Origin of the sequence: Erythrobacter litoralis HTCC2594 (assembly GCF_000013005.1) — a bacterium.
Lineage (GTDB): Bacteria > Pseudomonadota > Alphaproteobacteria > Sphingomonadales > Sphingomonadaceae > Parerythrobacter > Parerythrobacter litoralis_A.
In genome coordinates this window covers 598,845-616,242 of sequence record NC_007722.1, presented here as the reverse complement: position 1 = coordinate 616,242, position 17,398 = coordinate 598,845, and the positions used below count along the sequence as shown (strand labels likewise).

General features: G+C 64.5%; 16 protein-coding genes. 7 read left to right on the top strand and 9 right to left on the bottom strand.

What is annotated here, in order from left to right:
• Positions 1 to 165 precede the first annotated feature (165 nt).
• The 3 genes from EL2594_RS02880 (at position 166) to EL2594_RS14830 (ending at position 3,037) form a co-directional block, all read left to right on the top strand.
• Positions 166 to 1,536, top strand: a complete 1,371-nt coding sequence (locus tag EL2594_RS02880; RefSeq protein WP_011413551.1) for a glutamate--cysteine ligase — start codon at positions 166 to 168, stop codon at positions 1,534 to 1,536.
• A gap of 31 nt (positions 1,537 to 1,567) precedes the next feature.
• Positions 1,568 to 1,876, top strand: a complete 309-nt coding sequence (locus EL2594_RS02875; protein WP_011413550.1) for a putative quinol monooxygenase — start codon at positions 1,568 to 1,570, stop codon at positions 1,874 to 1,876.
• A gap of 192 nt (positions 1,877 to 2,068) precedes the next feature.
• Complete coding sequence (locus EL2594_RS14830; protein WP_196793220.1) at positions 2,069 to 3,037, top strand: putative metal-binding motif-containing protein; 969 nt, start codon at positions 2,069 to 2,071, stop codon at positions 3,035 to 3,037.
• Between the two features lie 117 nt (positions 3,038 to 3,154).
• Here the strand turns inward: EL2594_RS14830 and EL2594_RS02865 are convergent, their stop codons facing one another.
• The 5 genes from EL2594_RS02865 to EL2594_RS02845 form a co-directional block, all read right to left on the bottom strand.
• The gene (locus EL2594_RS02865) at positions 3,155 to 4,510 is read right to left on the bottom strand and encodes a methyltransferase family protein (protein WP_041685013.1); all 1,356 of its coding nucleotides are present in this window, start codon (positions 4,508 to 4,510) and stop codon (positions 3,155 to 3,157) included.
• Between the two features lie 92 nt (positions 4,511 to 4,602).
• Entirely contained in the window at positions 4,603 to 5,928 is a 1,326-nt protein-coding gene (locus EL2594_RS02860) for a PQQ-binding-like beta-propeller repeat protein (protein WP_041685604.1), read from the bottom strand.
• A 95-nt stretch (positions 5,929 to 6,023) separates the two neighbouring features.
• Positions 6,024 to 6,836: a tetratricopeptide repeat protein gene (locus EL2594_RS02855; RefSeq protein ID WP_011413546.1), complete on the bottom strand. Its 813-nt coding sequence runs from the start codon at positions 6,834 to 6,836 to the stop codon at positions 6,024 to 6,026.
• 121 nt (positions 6,837 to 6,957) lie between these two features.
• A complete protein-coding gene (locus EL2594_RS02850; RefSeq protein ID WP_011413545.1) occupies positions 6,958 to 8,109 on the bottom strand; it encodes a glycosyltransferase family 4 protein in 1,152 nt (383 codons plus the stop codon).
• Positions 8,106 to 8,984 (bottom strand): alpha/beta fold hydrolase, encoded by an 879-nt coding sequence (locus tag EL2594_RS02845; protein ID WP_011413544.1) that lies wholly within the window; start codon positions 8,982 to 8,984, stop codon positions 8,106 to 8,108. The genes EL2594_RS02850 and EL2594_RS02845 overlap by 4 nt, the downstream gene beginning before the upstream one ends.
• 97 nt (positions 8,985 to 9,081) lie before the next feature.
• Here EL2594_RS02845 and EL2594_RS02840 point away from each other — a divergent pair, with 97 nt between their 5' ends.
• Complete coding sequence (locus EL2594_RS02840) at positions 9,082 to 10,485, top strand: protein adenylyltransferase SelO (RefSeq protein WP_011413543.1); 1,404 nt, start codon at positions 9,082 to 9,084, stop codon at positions 10,483 to 10,485.
• A 111-nt stretch (positions 10,486 to 10,596) separates the two neighbouring features.
• Positions 10,597 to 12,012 (top strand): succinylglutamate-semialdehyde dehydrogenase, encoded by a 1,416-nt coding sequence (astD, locus tag EL2594_RS02835; RefSeq protein ID WP_011413542.1) that lies wholly within the window; start codon positions 10,597 to 10,599, stop codon positions 12,010 to 12,012.
• Here the strand turns inward: astD and EL2594_RS02830 are convergent.
• Both EL2594_RS02830 and EL2594_RS02825 read right to left on the bottom strand, forming a co-directional pair.
• A complete protein-coding gene (locus tag EL2594_RS02830; RefSeq protein WP_011413541.1) occupies positions 11,999 to 12,730 on the bottom strand; it encodes a hypothetical protein in 732 nt (243 codons plus the stop codon). The genes astD and EL2594_RS02830 overlap by 14 nt on opposite strands.
• A 191-nt stretch (positions 12,731 to 12,921) precedes the next feature.
• Positions 12,922 to 13,410, bottom strand: a complete 489-nt coding sequence (locus EL2594_RS02825; protein ID WP_011413540.1) for a glycine zipper 2TM domain-containing protein — start codon at positions 13,408 to 13,410, stop codon at positions 12,922 to 12,924.
• Positions 13,411 to 13,615: 205 nt separating this feature from the next.
• On the opposite strand from EL2594_RS02825, the gene rarD reads away from it, so the two are divergent.
• Complete coding sequence (rarD, locus tag EL2594_RS02820; protein ID WP_011413539.1) at positions 13,616 to 14,530, top strand: EamA family transporter RarD; 915 nt, start codon at positions 13,616 to 13,618, stop codon at positions 14,528 to 14,530.
• 39 nt (positions 14,531 to 14,569) lie between these two features.
• Here rarD and pyrC read toward each other — a convergent pair whose 3' ends face one another.
• Positions 14,570 to 15,604 (bottom strand): dihydroorotase, encoded by a 1,035-nt coding sequence (pyrC, locus tag EL2594_RS02815; RefSeq protein WP_011413538.1) that lies wholly within the window; start codon positions 15,602 to 15,604, stop codon positions 14,570 to 14,572.
• 67 nt (positions 15,605 to 15,671) lie between these two features.
• On the opposite strand from pyrC, the gene EL2594_RS02810 reads away from it, so the two are divergent.
• The gene (locus tag EL2594_RS02810) at positions 15,672 to 16,553 is read left to right on the top strand and encodes an ATP-grasp domain-containing protein (protein WP_011413537.1); all 882 of its coding nucleotides are present in this window, start codon (positions 15,672 to 15,674) and stop codon (positions 16,551 to 16,553) included.
• On the opposite strand, the gene EL2594_RS02805 is transcribed toward EL2594_RS02810, so the two are convergent.
• Positions 16,550 to 17,365: a patatin-like phospholipase family protein gene (locus EL2594_RS02805; protein ID WP_011413536.1), complete on the bottom strand. Its 816-nt coding sequence runs from the start codon at positions 17,363 to 17,365 to the stop codon at positions 16,550 to 16,552. The two genes, EL2594_RS02810 and EL2594_RS02805, sit on opposite strands and share 4 nt — an antisense overlap.
• Positions 17,366 to 17,398 lie beyond the last annotated feature (33 nt).

The following is a 17,398-nucleotide window of genomic DNA, read 5'->3' as shown; positions in this document are numbered from 1 at the left end:
GGTTCGCCAAGCTTCACCGCCCCTCCCGCTTGCGGGAGGGGAGCGAGACTTGCGAGCTCGCTCGCTAGTCGCAGTGGGGTGGGCTGTCCGGCAAAAGATTAGGCGTTGCATCGGAAAACCGATTTTTCTTGGCCTCGGCAAATCCGCCGCCTAACGCGCTGAATTATGAGCACGCGGGAGGATAGCGGGGCCGACGAGCCGATCATCGAATCGCGCGACCAGTTGGTGGCGCCGATGCAGGCGGGCGAGAAACCGAAAGACCGCTGGCGCATCGGTACCGAACACGAGAAGCTCGTCTACAAACGCGACGGATTCCGCGCGCCTTCCTACGACGAAGACGGAGGTATCCGCGATATCCTGCTGGAAATGCAGCAGTTCGGCTGGCAGCCGGTCGAGGAGGATGGAAAGGTCATCGCACTCAAGGGCGAGGACGGGGCGGTCAGTCTCGAGCCTGCCGGGCAGCTCGAGCTCAGCGGCGCGCCGCTCGAAAACCTGCACCAGACCTGCAACGAAACCGGCCGCCACCTGACGCAGGTCAAGGCGATCGGCGAGAAATGCGGCGTCGGCTTCCTCGGCCTCGGCATGTGGCCCGACAAGACCCGCGAAGAGCTGCCGGTCATGCCCAAGGGACGCTATGACATCATGATGCGGCACATGCCGCGCGTCGGCAGCCTCGGTCTCGACATGATGCTGCGCACCTGCACCATCCAGGTCAATCTCGACTATTCCAGCGAAGCCGATATGGCGAAGAAATTTCGCACGAGCCTCGCACTGCAACCGCTCGCCACCGCGCTGTTCGCCAACTCTCCTTTCACCGAGGGCAAGCCCAACGACTTCCTCAGCTATCGCAGCCATATCTGGTCGGACACCGATCCGCATCGCACCGGCATGCTGCCTTTCGTGTTCGAGGATGGCTTCGGCTATGAGCGCTGGACCGACTACATGCTCGATGTGCCGATGTATTTCGTCTATCGCGACGGCAAATATATCGACGCAGCGGGCCACAGCTTCCGCGATTTTCTGGACGGGAAGCTGTCCGTCCTTCCCGGCGAAAAACCGCGGCCAAGCGACTGGTGGGATCACCTCAGCACCGCCTTCCCCGAAGTGCGCCTCAAAAGCTTTCTCGAAATGCGCGGCGCAGACGGCGGGCCCTGGAGCCGCATCTGCGCCCTGCCTGCCCTCTGGGTCGGCCTGCTCTACGACGATTCCGCGCTCGACGCCGCTTGGGACCTCGTCAAGGACTGGTCGATGGAAGAGCGCGAAGCGCTGCGTAATGCGGTGCCCAGGCTCGCGCTCGACGCACCCATCCCGGGAGGGCATCGCTTGCAGGACCTCGCCCGAGACGTGCTGAAAATCGCCCGCCAGGGCCTCACCGCCCGCGCCCGCCTCGGCGAAAGCGGCGACAACGAAACCGGCTTCCTCTCGACGCTCGACGAGATCGTCGAGACCGGCAAGGTCCCGGCGCAGCGCCTGCTCGACATGTATCACGGCGAATGGGGCGGCGATATCAAGCGGGTCTACAAATACAGTTTCTGACGCACGCACAGCCGATCGAGGGAGAGGACACATGATCCAGATCAACGGCACGATTCAACTGGCCCCCGGCACGGTTGCCGACAATCCGGACACGGTCGAAGCGATCAAGACGATGGTCGCCGCCAGCCGCGCCGAAGACGGCTGCCTGACCTACACCTTTGCGCAGGACCTCTCCGATCCCGACAGCCTCGTCATCTACGAACGCTGGCGCGACCAGGAAGCGCTAGCCGCCCACGGGCAAAGCGCCCATATGGCCGAGTTCCAGAAGGTGATGGCCGCGAACCCGCCTGTCACGCGCGACTTGCGCGTTTACGAAACGGATGAGGGTCAGCCGCTGTAAGCAGCCCTACTCCGCCCTTCATCGCAGGGAGCGAGGCGGGAAGCAGCCGTCAAGTGAAACCATACACGGGCGCATTCGGCTGCACCGGTTTTGCGTGCGGGTCGGTAAGTCGATCTCCCCTACGGGAAGCCGGTGAATTTGAGGCGCCAAGCCTGCCGTGGTATAGCGATGCTTCTCGCGAGGAGATGCACAATGTCTGTTCCCGCCCCCCGTATAGCTGCCGCGCTTGCGCTTGGCGCCGGTCTGGCCATGGCTCCCTCGGCCCTGTCAGCCCAGAGCTCTCCGCGCACTATGCCGCAAGTCGATCCGAAGACGCAGATACGCGTACCCGTCAAACCGGTCCCGAGAGTGCAGGCCAGGCCATCGGCAACAGCGCAGAAGCAAGTCGCGACCGCGAATACCAATGTGCTGCGCCCCGGCATCAGGATCATGGACTTCGACAATACGCGCCAGGGGGATTATCGGGTCCGCTTCATCGTGCCTGACATCGCGGGCCAGCCTGCCTCCGAGATCATCGTCGAACGCAAAGGCAAGTGCGGTTGGACCGAAACGTCCTTCGACGGAAGCCGCGCTCCACGAACCGACGATCGCCACGCCAAATGCAGGATCGATTTTGCGAAATACAGCGCGGCTGTTGCCGCTCTTGCAAATGCGGCCCCCGCCAGCCGTCATTTCTACGAGCTGAGGGTCGACAAGTATGACCGTGCGAAAGAAGGCTATGCCCAGTTTATCTCCCAACCGGTCATGGTGGTTGTGCGCGGCCCCGGCTCGCGTGTGACGAGGCACAGGCTCGACGTGCTCGCCAACGCCGCCGCAGCACCAGCGGCTGCCAAGGTGGATAGCGACGGGGATGGCTTCTCGCCCTATTCAGCCGGTGGCACCGATTGCGATGACAATGACGCATCGCGCTATCCCGGCAACACCGAGATACCCAATCAGGCGGATGAGGATTGCGATCCGCGTACCATCGGCACGCTCGATCGTGACGGTGACGGTTTCATTGACTGGACTATCTCAAATCCGGCGTTCGGCAATCGGAGCAGCCCGATGAAAGGACGTGACTGCAATGATAGCGATCCCGAAATTCGTCCTACCAAGCCGGAAGATTTTACCGACGGGATCGACAACAATTGCGATGGCGCGGTGGATCATTATCCCTGACCGCCAGGCGTGAAATCGCATTCATGTGTCGGCCCTTGGTGAATCGATGCGATCTATGGCAGGTCCGCAAATGGCTCGTTGGCGGGATGTCAGGAATTGCCCCGCGCCGCCCGAGCGCTACTCCGCCGGGTGCTGCAAAACAGGCCCGCGTGGCCGTAGCTTGCGCTTCAATCGCGTCAGTGGCTCGGTGATCAGGCCGTGTTCGCCCATCCAGTCGAAATAGGCGCGATACTTAGGGTCTTCGCCGAGCAAGTGCGCCTCTTCGGTCTTGGCGCGCCAGTAATAGATCGCGCTGACGACGCCGAGGAAGAAGATGTTGCGGATCATGTCGACGAGCGAACCGTCGGCGCTGACGAGAAACGGCAGGGTCGCCGACCACCAGAACAGGTTCTTGCTGAGATAGGCCGGGTGGCGCGTGAAGCGATACGGGCCATTAGTCAGGACGCCGCGATAGGTGAGGTTCGAAAAGCGGATGCCGAACACCACCGTAGCCCAGGCATAGACCGCGGTCAGGAACACCAGCCAGCCGCCCCACAGGCTCAGCAGGAATGTGTTGCCGGCGAACCAGTGCTGCCATCCCGGCGTGTTGACTTCATAGGCAAGGATACCGTCACCGCCCATGAAGCCGAACACGAAAGGCGGATAGCACAGCAGCGCCGCGACCCAGCCGCCGAGAAACGGGTTGCCGCTGCGGATATGCGCATCGAGCGGGCGGAAAGTAACGAGATAGCCGACCGTGCCGATCTGCACATCGACCACGAACAACAGCGTGATGAGGAACAGGGCGAAGGCCGCCGGATTGGCCGCCAGCGCGGAGAGATCGGCCTCCACGATCTGCTGGAAACCGCCTGGCAGGATCGAGATCATGAAAGCGCCGAAGAAGCCCTTGATGATCCAGGCCCGCCAGTGCTTCTTCACTTCGTCCGGATCATAAGCCTCGCGCCCCAGAAGCATCGCGCCGAAGTGCCAGGCGTGGTCGCGCGGCTCCACCATGCGGCGGTCGAGCCAGACGATATAGGGCACCGACAGCATCAGCATCGGTACCAGCGCTTGGATCAGCACTTCCATCGCGAAGAGATACTGCCCGTTCCAGTACCAGCGCCCGAGGCAATAGAGCCCGGCAATGATCGCCCAGGTCGCCCAGATGCCGGCGATCTTGACGGTCGAGATATGCATGATCTCCGAAGCGGGCTTCGGATTGCTCCAGTCGATCCCGGTCGAGGGGCGCAGGTGGACCTTGTCCACCAGCAGCGACCAGACGACCATCGGCACGGATGTGAACAGCATGGCCGCGAGCGAGGCATAGGGTCCGGACAGCGGACCGCGCGGCCCCGGGATCCCGAGCGCATCGGCAATCGGCACATAGTTGCGGCAGAACAGGATCCACAGCGCCAGACCCAGCAATCCTGCCAGGCCGACGCCAGAGGATACGTCGCTCGCCGGAAGGGCAGCGGAGGGAGTGCGTGCGCGCATGCACACGCATCTAGACGCAAACGGTTAAATTGCGCGTAAGAAGCGCGGGCGCTGTGCCGCTTTGGGCCAGCACGCCGCCGAGCAATTAATCCCTACCGGTAAGCGTGGATCGTCCCGCTGTCGTCGAGGATATAGAGCGTCCGGTTGGCGACGATGGGCGGCACGCTGACCGGCTCCTTGATATCCTGGAACAGCTGCGCGCTGCCTTCGCCGGTGCTCAAGCGCCAGATTTCGCCTTCCGAACTCGCGACGTAGAGCGAATTGCCCGCCAGCACCGGGCCGGTCCAGAAGATCGGGCCGTCACGGTCTTCCTCGTCCTTGAAGCGGGCGAGCTGGGTGATCCAGCGCACCCGGCCCGTGCCGCGCGCGATGGCCAGCATGCGGGCATCGTCGGTCAGGGTAAAGATCCACTCACCGGCGATCGCCGGGGTCGAAACGCCTGCTAGGTTCAGCTCCCACACGCGCTGGCCGGTCACCAGCTCGTAAGCCGCCATGCGACCGCCCTGCCCGAGCGCATAGACGCGGCCGCCGTCGATGATCGGATCGGCGTCGATATCGGTCAGCGATCCGACCGAGGTCGAAATCGACGTGCGCGCCAACGCATCGGCCCACAAGGTGCGGCCATTCTCGTAACGATAGGCGCTCAGCTCGCCCGAGCTGTATCCGGCGATCACGGAACCCTGCGCGGCGGCGGGCGAAGCGACACCGAACAGGCCGGACTGCGCCTGCGACCCCGATTCCTGCCACTCGATAGCCCCATCATTGGCATCGAGTGCAATGACCTGGTTGTCCTGCGTCATCACGATGACGAGATTGAAGGCGAGCGTCGGCGATCCGCGCAGCGGCCCGGCCGGCTTGACCTTCCAGAGCTCCGCGCCGTTTTCGGCATTGAGAGCGACGACTTCGCCAACGCCGTTGGTGGCATAGACTCGTCCGCCGGCATAGGCTGCGCCGCCGCCGAAGGCGGATTTGCGCGCGTCCTTGTCGACGTCCAGGCGGTGCTGCCAGCGACGCGCGCCGCTGGTTGCATCGAAGGCATGGACCACCCCATCGGTGTCGACCGCGAAGAGCGAACCGCCACCGACGACCGGGGCGGCGCCAAACCGCAGCCGATTGCTGGCCCCGGCAATCTCAGCGCTCCAGGCGCGGGTCGGATTGTCGGAAATGGCGAGATGGCCGTAGCTCTTGGCCGCATTGCCGCCGGCCATGGTCCATTCGCTATTGACCTGCGCCGGGGGCAGCACGACGGCAGTGCCTGCGAGCGAAGGATCGACCTGCGCACCGGTCTCGATCCGGGAGAGGACCGGTACGCGGTTGCCCAGCGTCGGCGTCGTATCGTCGTCACCGCCGCCGAACAGGCCGCCGCTGCATGCGCCAACAGAAAGGGCCAGCATTGCTGCCGCACCGGCTTTCAGCATCAGTCTGTGCGCAAAATCTTGCGCAAATCCGCGCTTCGTCGCCATCATCGAATTCTTCCTGTCCAAACCTGTCGTGCCCATGCGTTGTTCGTAAGTTACTGGGCGACCCCGGTGCCCTGTACCGAGGTGGCGGAGGTATCCGCGCCTGCCTCTTCGAGCACTTCGTCAACATCTTCGATTGCATCCACGCCGAGCATGCCCGCCATCTGGCGTGCGCGCGACCGCAGCGACTGCGGCGCATCGTCGCTCTTGGCGATTTCACCGAACAGCTTGCCTGCTGCGGCGCGGTCGCCCTTTTCGAGATGCGCCATGGCGACGAGTTCGCCCGCGCTGCCGAAGAAAGCGTTGTCGGGCACGGCGATCGCGCTGAGGCGCTGGATGACTTCCGCAGGCTCGAGCCGGTCGAACTGCAGTGCCACCTGCCGCACCGTCGCAAGATCGCGATAGGCGGGCGGGGCATCGGAATTGTTTGCGACCTGTCCGAACAGCGTTGCCGCGCGGGCCAAATCCCCCTGTTGCGCAGCGATGCCGGCCTGCAGCATCAGTGCGGCGGCCTGCGCGCCGGCATTGTCGCTGGTCGTCAGCGGCTCGAGCGTTTCCGTGCCGGTCTGCAAGTTGCCCGCCTCGATCTGGTCGAGCGCGGACACCAGAACCTCGCTGTCCTGCTCCAGCGCCGCTTCGCGCTGGCCGTCCCACCACAGATAGCCGCCGAATGCGGCGAGCCCCACGACCAGCAGAACCAATAACGGGCGACCATAGGTGCGACCGAACTCTGCATATTGATCCTGCCGCACTGCCTCGTCGATTTCGCGCAGCGCCGCTTCGTCCTGCGCCGCTTTCAGGCGGGCCTTCTTCTCGTCTTCCGGTTTGGGTGTGGCCGGAGGGGTATTGGCTGGTGGTAGCGCCACGGCGGGCTTGTCTCTCTATCCGGGAAAAGTTGGTTGCGCGGGTCTTTAGGATTGCGGCACTGGCAAATCAACACGGGGCTGCGTGAACGCAGGGTGAAACTTGCCCGTGCCCGATTGCGGCCTAGCCCGCGATCTCTTGCCCCAGAGCGCTCGAATAGAGGCGGCGATAGGTGGCGATCATCGCCTTCTGGTCGAAATGTTCACGTGCCTTGGCCTGGTTGGCCGCCCCGATGATCTTGCGCTTGGCTTCGTCCTGCGCCAGCTCGCGCAATGCCTCGCCCAGCTCGGCGTCGGAGCCGGGACGCGTGATCAGCCCGGCGTTCTCCTCCGCCACCATATGCGCGATGTCGCCGACCGCCGGTGCGGCGACGGGCAGGCCCGCCGCCATGGCTTCGACGACCGAAATCGGGAATTGCTCCGAATGGGAGCTGAGCGCGAAGATATCGAACAGCCCGATATAGCGCGCCGGATCGGGCGCGAAACCGGGCAGGTGGACGCGCGGCGACAGGTCCAGCCGCTCTGCCTCCTCCCGGATCGCATCGGCCTCGGGCCCGTCGCCCACGATCACCAGCTGCCACGGTTCCGGCAATGCCGCAAAGGCGCGCACCAGCGCGGGCAGGTTCTTGACCGGGCGCAGTCCGGCGAGCGTGCCCACCCATTTCTCGTCCGGGCGCTTGATGATCCGCCGCAGCGCGTCCCTTTTGGGTTTTTTCGCGAACGCCTTGGTATCGATGCCGTTGGGGATCAGCCTGACCCGCCCGATCGGCTGTTCCCACGTCTCCAGCGCGATCTGCTCGAGCGTTTCGGAGGGCACCACCAGCCCGTTCGCTTTGCCCAGCGCCAGTTTGCGATAGAGATTGCGGCTCCACTTGAGCTTCTTCTGCTCGTCTTCGTTGAAGCCGTCCTCGTGATGGATCAGCGGCGGCAGGCCGAGCGCGTCCTTGAACAAGGTATGCGCCATGACTGCGTCCATCGCGCCCCAATTATAGGTCAGCACCATGTCATACGGCTTCATCGCCTGCGCCAGCCTGTTCAGGCGCCCCGGCAGCGGCTTGCCTGTGAGCGAGGGGAAGTCCTGCGGATAGCTGACCTTCGCCCGCTGCGAGAGATGCTGCGCCGCACCCATTTCGTTCGGCTCGGCCGAGACGATCGCGTGGTGCAATGCCGGCCCGAAGGCGTTGATGAGCTGCACGCAGCGCAATTCCTTCCCGCCGGGCGCGAAGGTCGAATGCAGGTGCAGGATGCGCGGCGGTGCGTTCGCGGGGCGACTCACGGGAGCCGCTCCAGGAAAGCGTCGATCGCCGCGAGGGCGGGCGGTTCGGTCAGCAGCGGTGCGTGACCGGTATCGGCGATGGTAACGACCTGCATATCGGCCGCACGCTTCTGCATCTCGGCCACGCTTGCCGCGGACAGCAGGTTCGAGCGGTCGCCGCGCACCAGCAATAGCGGCGCCTGCGCCAGCGCTTCGAAGGCGGGCCACATGTCGGGCGGTGCGGCATTGCTGTCTGCCGCATTGAACGGATCGGCCACCGCCATGTCGTAATCGAACGAGATGCGGCCGCCCTGTCCCAGCACCATCACCCGCTTGGCCATGGCGAGCCAGTCTTCGAGCTGGAAGGTCGGATGCGCCTCGCCATGGACGTCCTTCAACGCGCGGGCGGCCTGTACCCAAGTGTCGAAACTGCGCCCCTGCCCGACATAGGTGCGGATCTTCTCGATCCCATCCGCCTCGATCACCGGGCCGATATCGTTGAGCACCGCACCGGCGATGCGCGTGGCGTTTTCTGCCGCCATCAGCATCGTCATCAGACCGCCCAATGACGTGCCTATGGCGATGAAGCGCGCGATGCCTTGCCCGGCCAGCAAGCGCTCCAGATCGGCGACATATTGCGGCGGATTGTAGCTCGCGCTGTCCTTGGCATAATCGCTGTCCCCGCGTCCGCGCATGTCGGGCACCAGCACCCGGCGTTGCGGCGCGATCCGCGCAGCCAGCTCACCTGAATCGCGGGCGTTCCGGGTGAGGCCGTGCAGGCACAGCGCCGGCAGGCGCGTGTCGTCGCCGGGATAATCGCGGTAGTGCAACGTGAGGCCGTCCTCGCTTTCCCAGAAGCGATCGGCCCACGCTGTTTCAGTGGCGGTTGAGGTCATCGGGCGGGAGCGGCTTTCGAGAAGATTTGCAGGTCTAGCGTCGTTTGCTTTGCCCGCCACGCTTGCGCCGGGCCGTGTCTGCCCTCACTATCGCGCCATGCGCTCCGAACCGCAAGCGTCCGCCTATCGCCCAGAGCGCGCCATCGAGTCGATTGCCGTTTGGCTCGCCTCCCCCGTCGCCGCGGCCGATTTCCCGCGAGCCACGCTGCGCTTTCGCAACGATCGCTGGGCGCAGACAGTGGGGCTTGCCAGCTTGTCCGACGACGAGTGGGTGCAGCACTTCGCGCGCTTCGAACCGCTTCCCGACAATCTGCCCGAGCCGCTGGCGCTCAAATATCATGGCCACCAGTTCCGCGTTTACAATCCCGAGATCGGCGACGGGCGCGGCTTCCTGTTCGCACAATTGCGCGATGGCGAGGGCCGGTTGCTCGACCTAGGCACCAAGGGTTCCGGCGTTACGCCCTACAGCCGCACGGCGGATGGGCGGCTCACACTCAAGGGCGCGGTGCGCGAAATCCTTGCCACCGAGATGCTCGAAGCCTTGGGCGCAAACACCTCTAAGACCTTCTCCGTGGTCGAAACCGGCGAGGAGCTGGAGCGGGGCGACGAGCCCTCGCCTGCGCGCTCGGCGGTGATGGTCCGGCTCAGCCATTCGCATATCCGGATCGGCAGTTTCCAGCGCCTGCTGGTGGAGGAGGAGCCTACGCACATGGCGGCGCTGGTCGACTATTGCCTCCAGCATTTCCCCGGCCCGCCCCCGCCCGTCGATGCGCCTGGCCGCGACGAACCCGCAGTCCGGCTCATGCATCAGGTCGTCGAGCGTATGGCCGACCTCGCGGCGAGCTACATGGTCGCAGGCTTCGTCCATGGTGTCCTCAATACCGACAATATGAACATAACCGGCGAGAGCTTCGACTACGGGCCGTGGCGCTGGCTCCCGGCCTGGGACCCGGGCTTTACCGCCGCCTATTTCGATCATGCCGGACTCTACGCCTTCGGCCGCCAGCCCGAGGCGTTGCATTGGAATTGCGGCCAGTTCGCCGTTGCCCTGCGGGCGCTGGTCGAGGCGGAGCCGCTGCTGGCAGCGATCAACCGCTTCGGCGAGCTTTACATGGCCGCGATCGGGCGGCGCTGGTGTTGGCGTCTCGGCTTGCAGTCTCGGGGGCCGGACGCAGATGCCGCGCTCGTGGCAGCATGCGAGAAAGCCCTGCGCGAAGAGCAGTGTGAGCCCAGCGCTTTCTTCCATCGCCATCGCGGCGGACGCGAAGCCGAGGGCGAGCTGGGCGAGGCGATGGCCGGTTACACACCGGTAGAGGGCGCGCTCGACCACGACTATTGGCGTGAAAATGCGCCTGAGAGCATGCTGATAGACGAGGTCGAAACACTCTGGTCCGCCATCGAACAGCGCGACGACTGGGCACCGCTTTACGACAAGATCGCGCGGCTGCGACGGATGGGCGCAGCGCACGGCGAACCACCGGTGCCGGCGGGCCATACCTGATCGCGACCGGGCGCGCGGCTTCGATTGACCATTCGGCGGAACCCATTAGAAGCCCTGCCGTAAGTGGACAGAGAGGTTGTGTGCGCCGGTCGCACACGTGGGATCACCAGATTGAGTCAGAACGAGATAATTTCCTTCGACCCGGCTACCGGTGAAGAATTGTGGCGCCGCAAGGTCGGAGATGTCGATGCAGCCGTCGAGATCGCGCGCAAGGCCTGGCCCGCTTGGGCCGCAAAGCCGCTTGCGACCCGCATCGAACTTTGTCGCCGTTTCGCCAACGAAGTCCGCGCCGCCAGCGACAAGCTCGCCGAACTGATCTCGAAGGAAACCGGCAAGCCGCTGTGGGAATCGCGCACCGAGGTCGAAGCGGTCATCAACAAGGTCGACATATCCGTCACCGCCTATGCCGAGCGGACCGGCCAGAAGAAGCTCGACAGCGCGCTGGGCGGAACCGCCGCCGTGCGCCACAAGCCGCATGGCGTAATGGCGGTGCTCGGGCCGTACAATTTCCCCGCCCACCTTCCCAACGGACACATCGTGCCGGCGCTGATCGCGGGCAACGTCGTGATCTTCAAGCCGAGCGAAAAAACCCCGGCGACCGGCGAATTGCTGATGGAATGCTTTCACAAGGCGGGCATTTCAGCCGCGGTCGCGCAATTCCTGCCCGGCGGCCCGGAAGAGGGCAAGGCGCTGGTCGCGCACCGCGACGTCGACGGCGTGCTGTTCACCGGCTCTGCCCAGGCCGGCATCGCGATCAACAAGAAGCTGGCGACCAATCCCGGCAAGATCGTCGCGCTGGAAATGGGCGGCAACAACCCGATCGTCGTCACCGACACACCGCTCGTTACCGACGCCGCGATCCTGATCGTCCGCTCGGCTTTCACCACCGCCGGCCAGCGTTGCACCGCGGCGCGGCGGCTGATCGTGACCGAAAGCATGTATCAGCCGATCGTCGAGGAAGTGAAGCGCCTGGCCGACCGCCTGATCGTGGGCGAACCCTTTGCCGAGCCTGCGCCGTTCATGGGTTGTGTGATCGACAACGACGCCGCCGACCAGCTGGTCGAAAGCTTTCTCTACTTCCTTTCCAATGGCGGCAAGGCGATCAAGCACATGACGCGCGCCGACGATGATCTGCCGTTCCTCAGCCCGGCGATCATCGATACGACTGCGATGGACGATCGCCCGGATGTCGAATTGTTCGGGCCGCTGCTGCAGGTGATCAAGGTGCCCGATCTCGAAGCCGGGATCGCCGAGGCCAACAATACGCGGTTCGGCCTCTCTGCCTCGCTGATTGGCGGATCGCCGCAGGATTACAATCGCTTCTGGGCGAGCGTGCGCGCAGGCATCGTCAACTGGAACCAGCCGACCAACGGCGCTTCGTCCAAGGCACCGTTCGGCGGGCTCGGCCTATCGGGCAATCACCGGCCCGCTGCCTATTACGCGGCGGATTATTGCGCCTATCCGGTCGCCAGCAGCGAGCTGGATCAGCCGCGCGCCAGCGTCGGTGTCGGGTTCAAGGAAGGCTAGTCGCCGCTTTTCCGAAGCCGGTCGTCACCAGCCCTACTTCGCTGATGCCGGACGCGCGCTGCCGCGCGACGACGGCGAATTTTCTCGCCCCCTTCGCACCTTCCATGCGATGGAAATCGCCCGTCTCGCTGTAGCGCGCCGGTAACCCCGCGGCTTTGGCCCGCGCCGCATAGAAAGCGAAAAGGTCCTCGCGCGGAACCGGCGTGAGAAAGCGAATGGCGCGCAGCGAGCAGGCGGCGTCATCGCTTCCTGCCGCTTCGATGACATTTCCGCGCGGATAGATCGGAAACTGCTGTGGCATCCGGGCGGCCCAGGATGCAGTGTAGCTTGCCTGCGCCGCGCAGACCTCCGTTCCGACCGTCACGCGCGCCAGCTCCGTCACGACGAAACGTGCCACCTCGGGCAGGTTCGCATCGCTGGCTTCGGGCTGGCCGAGATCGGCGAGATTGCTGCTGCCACCGACGATTTCGGCGGCTTCCCGGCGTGCCGCATCGATCGCCTCGGGCGTATCGACGATGGGGGGAAGGGAATGGTCGAACCCGCCGGTCAATGCCGCATTCGCCTCGTTGAGGCCGGCAAGATCGGGATCGGTCATGATCTGGTGGTTGAGCGCCTGCACCGTGGCCGGATCGCGCTCGCGCACGATTGGCGGTTCCTCGGTCTCGCCCGAGCAGGCAGCGAGGATCGTCAACACGGCGAGAGGCGTCGCTTTGCGCATACCTTGCGCCCTAGCCGGACATGGTAAAGGCCGCGTCAACGCGCGACCTTTGGAAAGCTCGGTTTTGTCCGCCGCTTTTGGAGGTGCCCTGTCCCGGAATTCCGAATGCAGGGCACCTCCCGCGGCTTGGTGGGGTGCCGCGCTGCGACCCCGAAGGGTCGAAGCATGTAAGCGTGGTCTTACTTGGGCGTTTAGCGGCAGCGGGCGTTGCCGCGGTCGATCGAGCGGCCGAGCAGCGCTCCAGCTGCACCGCCGACGATCGCACCCAGCGTCCGGTCGCGAGCGATTTCACGCCCGGCGAGCGCGCCGACTGCGCCGCCGATCAGAAGTCCGGTCGTGCCGTCCTTCTTGCGGCAGTAATATTGACCGTCGCGGCGGTCGCGCCAGATGCGCGTGTCGCGATAGACCGGTTCGTCGTAATAGGCATTGTTGCGATAGCGGCGGTCGTCGTAATAGCGGCGATCGTCGTAGCGTCCGCGATCGTCGTAGCCGCGATTGCCGTGGCCGCCGCGGTGCCAGCGGCGGTGATGTTGCGCGGTCTCGTTCACGCCCGTTTCGGCAGCAAAGGCCGAATAGGTCGTCGGTGCGCCATGGCTGGCAGGCGCAGCGACGACGGGCGTAGTTGCAGCCATGCCCGATGCGGCGATGGCGAGAGCGGCGGCTTTGATCTTCATCTGCATTTCTAATTCCCTTCGAACTCTTGGCGAATGAGCCTTGGCGGTTCGGGCGATTCCACCTTGCGTCGTCCGATGTGTTCATCTTTACGCGCCACTTCCTGAACGGACTGCAACAGCCGCGTCAGATTCGAATTTTGCGATCAAGCGATATTCTGGCGTCGACGAAAGGTTGCTTGCGGGCGCATTTCCATCCGCCTAGGGGCCATGGATGAACCCGACCCCTATCCCGCAACCCTCCGGCCTGCCGGCTGCGCTCGGGGCCTACATCATCTGGGGTTTCCTACCGCTCTATCTCATCATCGTCAGCGCGGTGCCGCCATTCGAACTGGTCGGCTGGCGGATCATCTGGACGCTGCCGGTCTGCGTGCTGATCGTGCTGGTGCGCAGGCAATGGCCCGAATTGCGCGCAGCGCTCGGGAATCGGCGGGTGCTGCTGGTCTTGCTGGGAAGCTCGGCGCTGATCGCGACCAACTGGTTCGTCTACACCTGGGCGATCTACGAAAAGCAGGTCTATGCCGCGAGTTTGGGCTATTACATCAATCCTTTGCTGAACGTGCTGCTCGGCACGCTGGTTTTGCGCGAGAAGCTGTCGCGCGCGCAATGGCTCGCGGTTGGTCTGGCAGCGATCGGGGTCGCGGTGCTGGCAACGGGCGCGCTGACGACGTTGTGGATCAGCCTCACCCTCGCCTTCAGCTTCGGGACCTACGGCCTGCTCAGGAAGCAGGTGCCGGTCGGATCGCTGCCTGGCCTCACCATCGAAAGCGCGCTGCTGTTGCTCCCTGCCTGCGGCATCGCCGCATGGTATGCAGGAACGCCGGGCGGATCGTCATTCGGCGTGACGCCATGGCTCAGCTTCTGGATCATGATGGGCGGCGTGTTCACCGCCATTCCCCTGCTGATGTTCGCAGTCGCAGCCAAGCGGATGGACTATTCACAGCTCGGCTTCATCCAGTTCCTCGCGCCCAGTATCGTTTTCGTGCTGGGACTGACGGTGTTCCGGCAGGAATTGCTCTTGGCTCAAGCAATCTGTTTCGCCTTCATCTGGACCGCCTTGGCGATTTTCGTGTGGGACATGTGGGCGAAGAGCAGAGCCCCCGCGAAGGCGGGGGCCTCAGGCCGCTAGCTGGTCGCCTATTTCCGAGATTCCTGGTTTCACGAGAGCTCATTTAAGCCGCCAGTTAAGCTCCTGCCCGGCGTGGAATGGCACGACCTTGCCGCCTTCCGTCTCCAGAGAATCGGGCACATTATGCGGCACCCGCTCCAGCGTGATTGTCTCGTCATTGACCGGCAGGCCATAAAACGCAGGACCGTTGAGCGAGGCGAAGGCTTCGAACTTATCAAGCGCATCTTCCTCTTCGAACACCGCGAGATAGCTCTCCAGCGCATAGGGCGCGCCGAAGATGCCCGCGCAGCCGCAGGCGCTTTCCTTGGTGTGCTTTTCATGCGGCGCGCTGTCGGTGCCGAGGAAGAATTTGGGCGGACCGGAGGTCGCCGCCTGGCGTAGCGCCAGCCGATGCGTCTCGCGCTTGGCGACCGGCAGGCAGTAATTATGCGGCTGGATGCCGCCGACCAGCATGGCATTACGGTTGATGTGCAGGTGCTGCGGCGTGATGGTCGCGCCGATATTGTCGTTTGCGCCGACTACGAAATCGACCGCATCGCTGGTCGTGATATGCTCGAACGCGATCTTGAGCGCCGGGATCGCGGCGTGAAGCGGTGCCATGGTCCGCTCGATGAACTCTTTCTCGCGGTCGAACACGTCGACGTCGGCGTCGGTAACCTCGCCGTGAATGCACAGGACCATGCCAGCTGCTGCCATCCGCTCGAACACCGGATAGAGCGCTTCGACATCGGTCACGCCCGACGCAGAATTGGTCGTGGCATTGGCGGGGTAAAGCTTGGCAGCCGTAAACACGCCGTGCGTGTAACCGTCGATGAGATCGTCGGCGTCGGTTTCGTCGGTGAGATAGGCGGTCATCAGCGGCCTAAAATCAACGCCCTCCGGCACGGCAGCGAGGATCCGCTCGCGATAGGCAGCCCCCAGCGCTGTCGTCGTTACCGGAGGGGTCAGGTTGGGCATTACGATCGCGCGGGCGAACTGGCGCGCGGTATAGGGCACGACGCCGCGCATCATCGCGCCGTCGCGGAAATGGAGGTGCCAGTCGTCGGGGCGGCGGATCGTCAGCGTCTCGGTCATCGCGCGCTGCTCTAGTGCGGCACGCCGCATCTTTCCAGCAGGCAATCGCACGCCTAAGGGCGCTCGCATGCATATCGGCTTCCTGACCTGCCCTGGTACGCATCCGGGCTCGCCCGACCGGCGGAGCGATGCTTATGAGCACGATTTGCAGGTCGACGCGATCCGTCCCGAACTGGAAGTGCGCGGCCATTCGCTGGTCGAGATCGACTGGCGCAGCCCGGTCGAGGCATTCGCGGACCTACCGCTGATCCTCATCGGCACGCCGTGGGATTACCAGGACAGTGAAGCGCAATTCCTCGCCAGGCTCGACGCGCTGGAGGCGGCGGGCCACCGGGTCTGCAACAGCGCGGCGACGGTCCGCTGGAATGCCTGCAAGATATATCTGCGCGACCTCGCCGGGAGCGGGGTCGCCACGATCCCGACGCTGTGGGTCGCCGAGCCGCGCGCAGCCGATATCGAACGCGCTTTCGACGCCTTCGCCACCGATTCCGTCGTGGCCAAGCGGCAAATTGGCGCGGGCGCCGAGGGCCAATCGCTCCACCGCAAGAGCGGGCTCAATCCCGACTGGCAGATGGCGCAGCCTGCGATGCTCCAGTCCTACATTCCGCAAATTCGAAGCGACGGCGAATATTCCTTCCTGTTCGTCGAAGGCACCTTCTCGCACGCGCTCCGCAAGCGCCCGGCGCACGGCGATTACCGCGTCCAATCGGTTTACGGCGGGACGGAGGAAGCAATCGATCCGGGCGCGCTGGACCTGGCCGCGGCGCAAGCTGCGGTCGATGCGATCCCTTTCGCTACCCCGCTCTACGCCCGCATCGATATGGTGCGGGGCGATGGCGGGGGATTGCTGCTGATGGAAGCCGAACTGATCGAGCCCTATCTCTATCCGATGCAAGGGCCGAAGCTCGGCGCGATGCTGGCCGAAGCCATCGACCGCCGCCTCGCCTAGCCGTTCTCTTTTACCCAAGCCGTGCCGTCGAGTGCGCCCTGCCGCCAGGTGCGGTCGAGCTTGGTGCGGTCGGAAAAGTCGATCTTGTCCGCTGCCACTTCGGCGCTCGGCTGGAGGTAGAGGCAGCGCCCGGTCTGCGGCAGGTTGCGATAGCGGGTGGTCATCAGGAACAGCGTGCGGCCCTCGTCCGGTTCGGGCGGAGGAGCCTTGTCGATCATGCCGCCGTCGAGCACGCGCAGCCCTTCCCATTCGGGCACGTCGAAGACCGGCGGAATCGTCGCTGCCGCGCAGATCAGGTCGACCAGCTTGCCCTCGCGCGCAGCCTCCCGCACATCGACCCGCAACGGCTGCAAACCGATCCGCCGCGCCCATTTGAGATGCGGGCGCGAGCGAAGCTTTTTCTCCGCCCCGTAGGCAGATCCGGAAAGCAATACGAAGAAGCGCGGCGGCAACCATTGCGGTGGAACGGCCAGCATGGCCTGGAAATCCGGACCCTCGCAGATGGCGTCCACCGCATCGCCGTCGAGTGTGTCCGAGACGACCTGCCGGTACATCTCCTGATGCGGGGTGAAATTGCTCTTGTCCGCGTCGAAGTTCTCGTCGTTTCGCTTGAAGGCCTCGCCCATCACGTCGAGCAATCGGTTCTCCCGCCCCGCGACCCACGCCGCACCGGAGAGGACGCCGCCCGACACGCCGCTGATGCGCTGGGGCGCGAGCTGCAGGACATCGCCCGCGACCGATAAAAAGCCGCCGTGCCAGAAGCAGCGGATACCGCCGCCCGAGAATACCACCTGCTCGAAATCGAATCGCATCTTGATTACAGCGCACGAACCGCCAACTTGCTC

Excerpts from the sequence above, each read along its gene's own strand:
- EL2594_RS02880 (WP_011413551.1), top strand. The coding sequence starts at position 166 with ATGAGCACGCGGGAGGATAGCGGGGCCGACGAGCCGATCATCGAATCG.
- EL2594_RS02875 (WP_011413550.1), top strand. The coding sequence starts at position 1,568 with ATGATCCAGATCAACGGCACGATTCAACTGGCCCCCGGCACGGTTGCC.
- EL2594_RS14830 (WP_196793220.1), top strand. The coding sequence starts at position 2,069 with ATGTCTGTTCCCGCCCCCCGTATAGCTGCCGCGCTTGCGCTTGGCGCC.
- EL2594_RS02865 (WP_041685013.1), bottom strand. The coding sequence starts at position 4,510 with ATGCGCGCACGCACTCCCTCCGCTGCCCTTCCGGCGAGCGACGTATCC.
- EL2594_RS02860 (WP_041685604.1), bottom strand. The coding sequence starts at position 5,928 with ATGCTGAAAGCCGGTGCGGCAGCAATGCTGGCCCTTTCTGTTGGCGCA.
- EL2594_RS02845 (WP_011413544.1), bottom strand. The coding sequence starts at position 8,984 with ATGACCTCAACCGCCACTGAAACAGCGTGGGCCGATCGCTTCTGGGAA.
- EL2594_RS02840 (WP_011413543.1), top strand. The coding sequence starts at position 9,082 with ATGCGCTCCGAACCGCAAGCGTCCGCCTATCGCCCAGAGCGCGCCATC.
- EL2594_RS02830 (WP_011413541.1), bottom strand. The coding sequence starts at position 12,730 with ATGCGCAAAGCGACGCCTCTCGCCGTGTTGACGATCCTCGCTGCCTGC.
- EL2594_RS02825 (WP_011413540.1), bottom strand. The coding sequence starts at position 13,410 with ATGCAGATGAAGATCAAAGCCGCCGCTCTCGCCATCGCCGCATCGGGC.
- rarD (WP_011413539.1), top strand. The coding sequence starts at position 13,616 with ATGAACCCGACCCCTATCCCGCAACCCTCCGGCCTGCCGGCTGCGCTC.
- pyrC (WP_011413538.1), bottom strand. The coding sequence starts at position 15,604 with ATGACCGAGACGCTGACGATCCGCCGCCCCGACGACTGGCACCTCCAT.
- EL2594_RS02810 (WP_011413537.1), top strand. The coding sequence starts at position 15,672 with ATGCATATCGGCTTCCTGACCTGCCCTGGTACGCATCCGGGCTCGCCC.
- EL2594_RS02805 (WP_011413536.1), bottom strand. The coding sequence starts at position 17,365 with ATGCGATTCGATTTCGAGCAGGTGGTATTCTCGGGCGGCGGTATCCGC.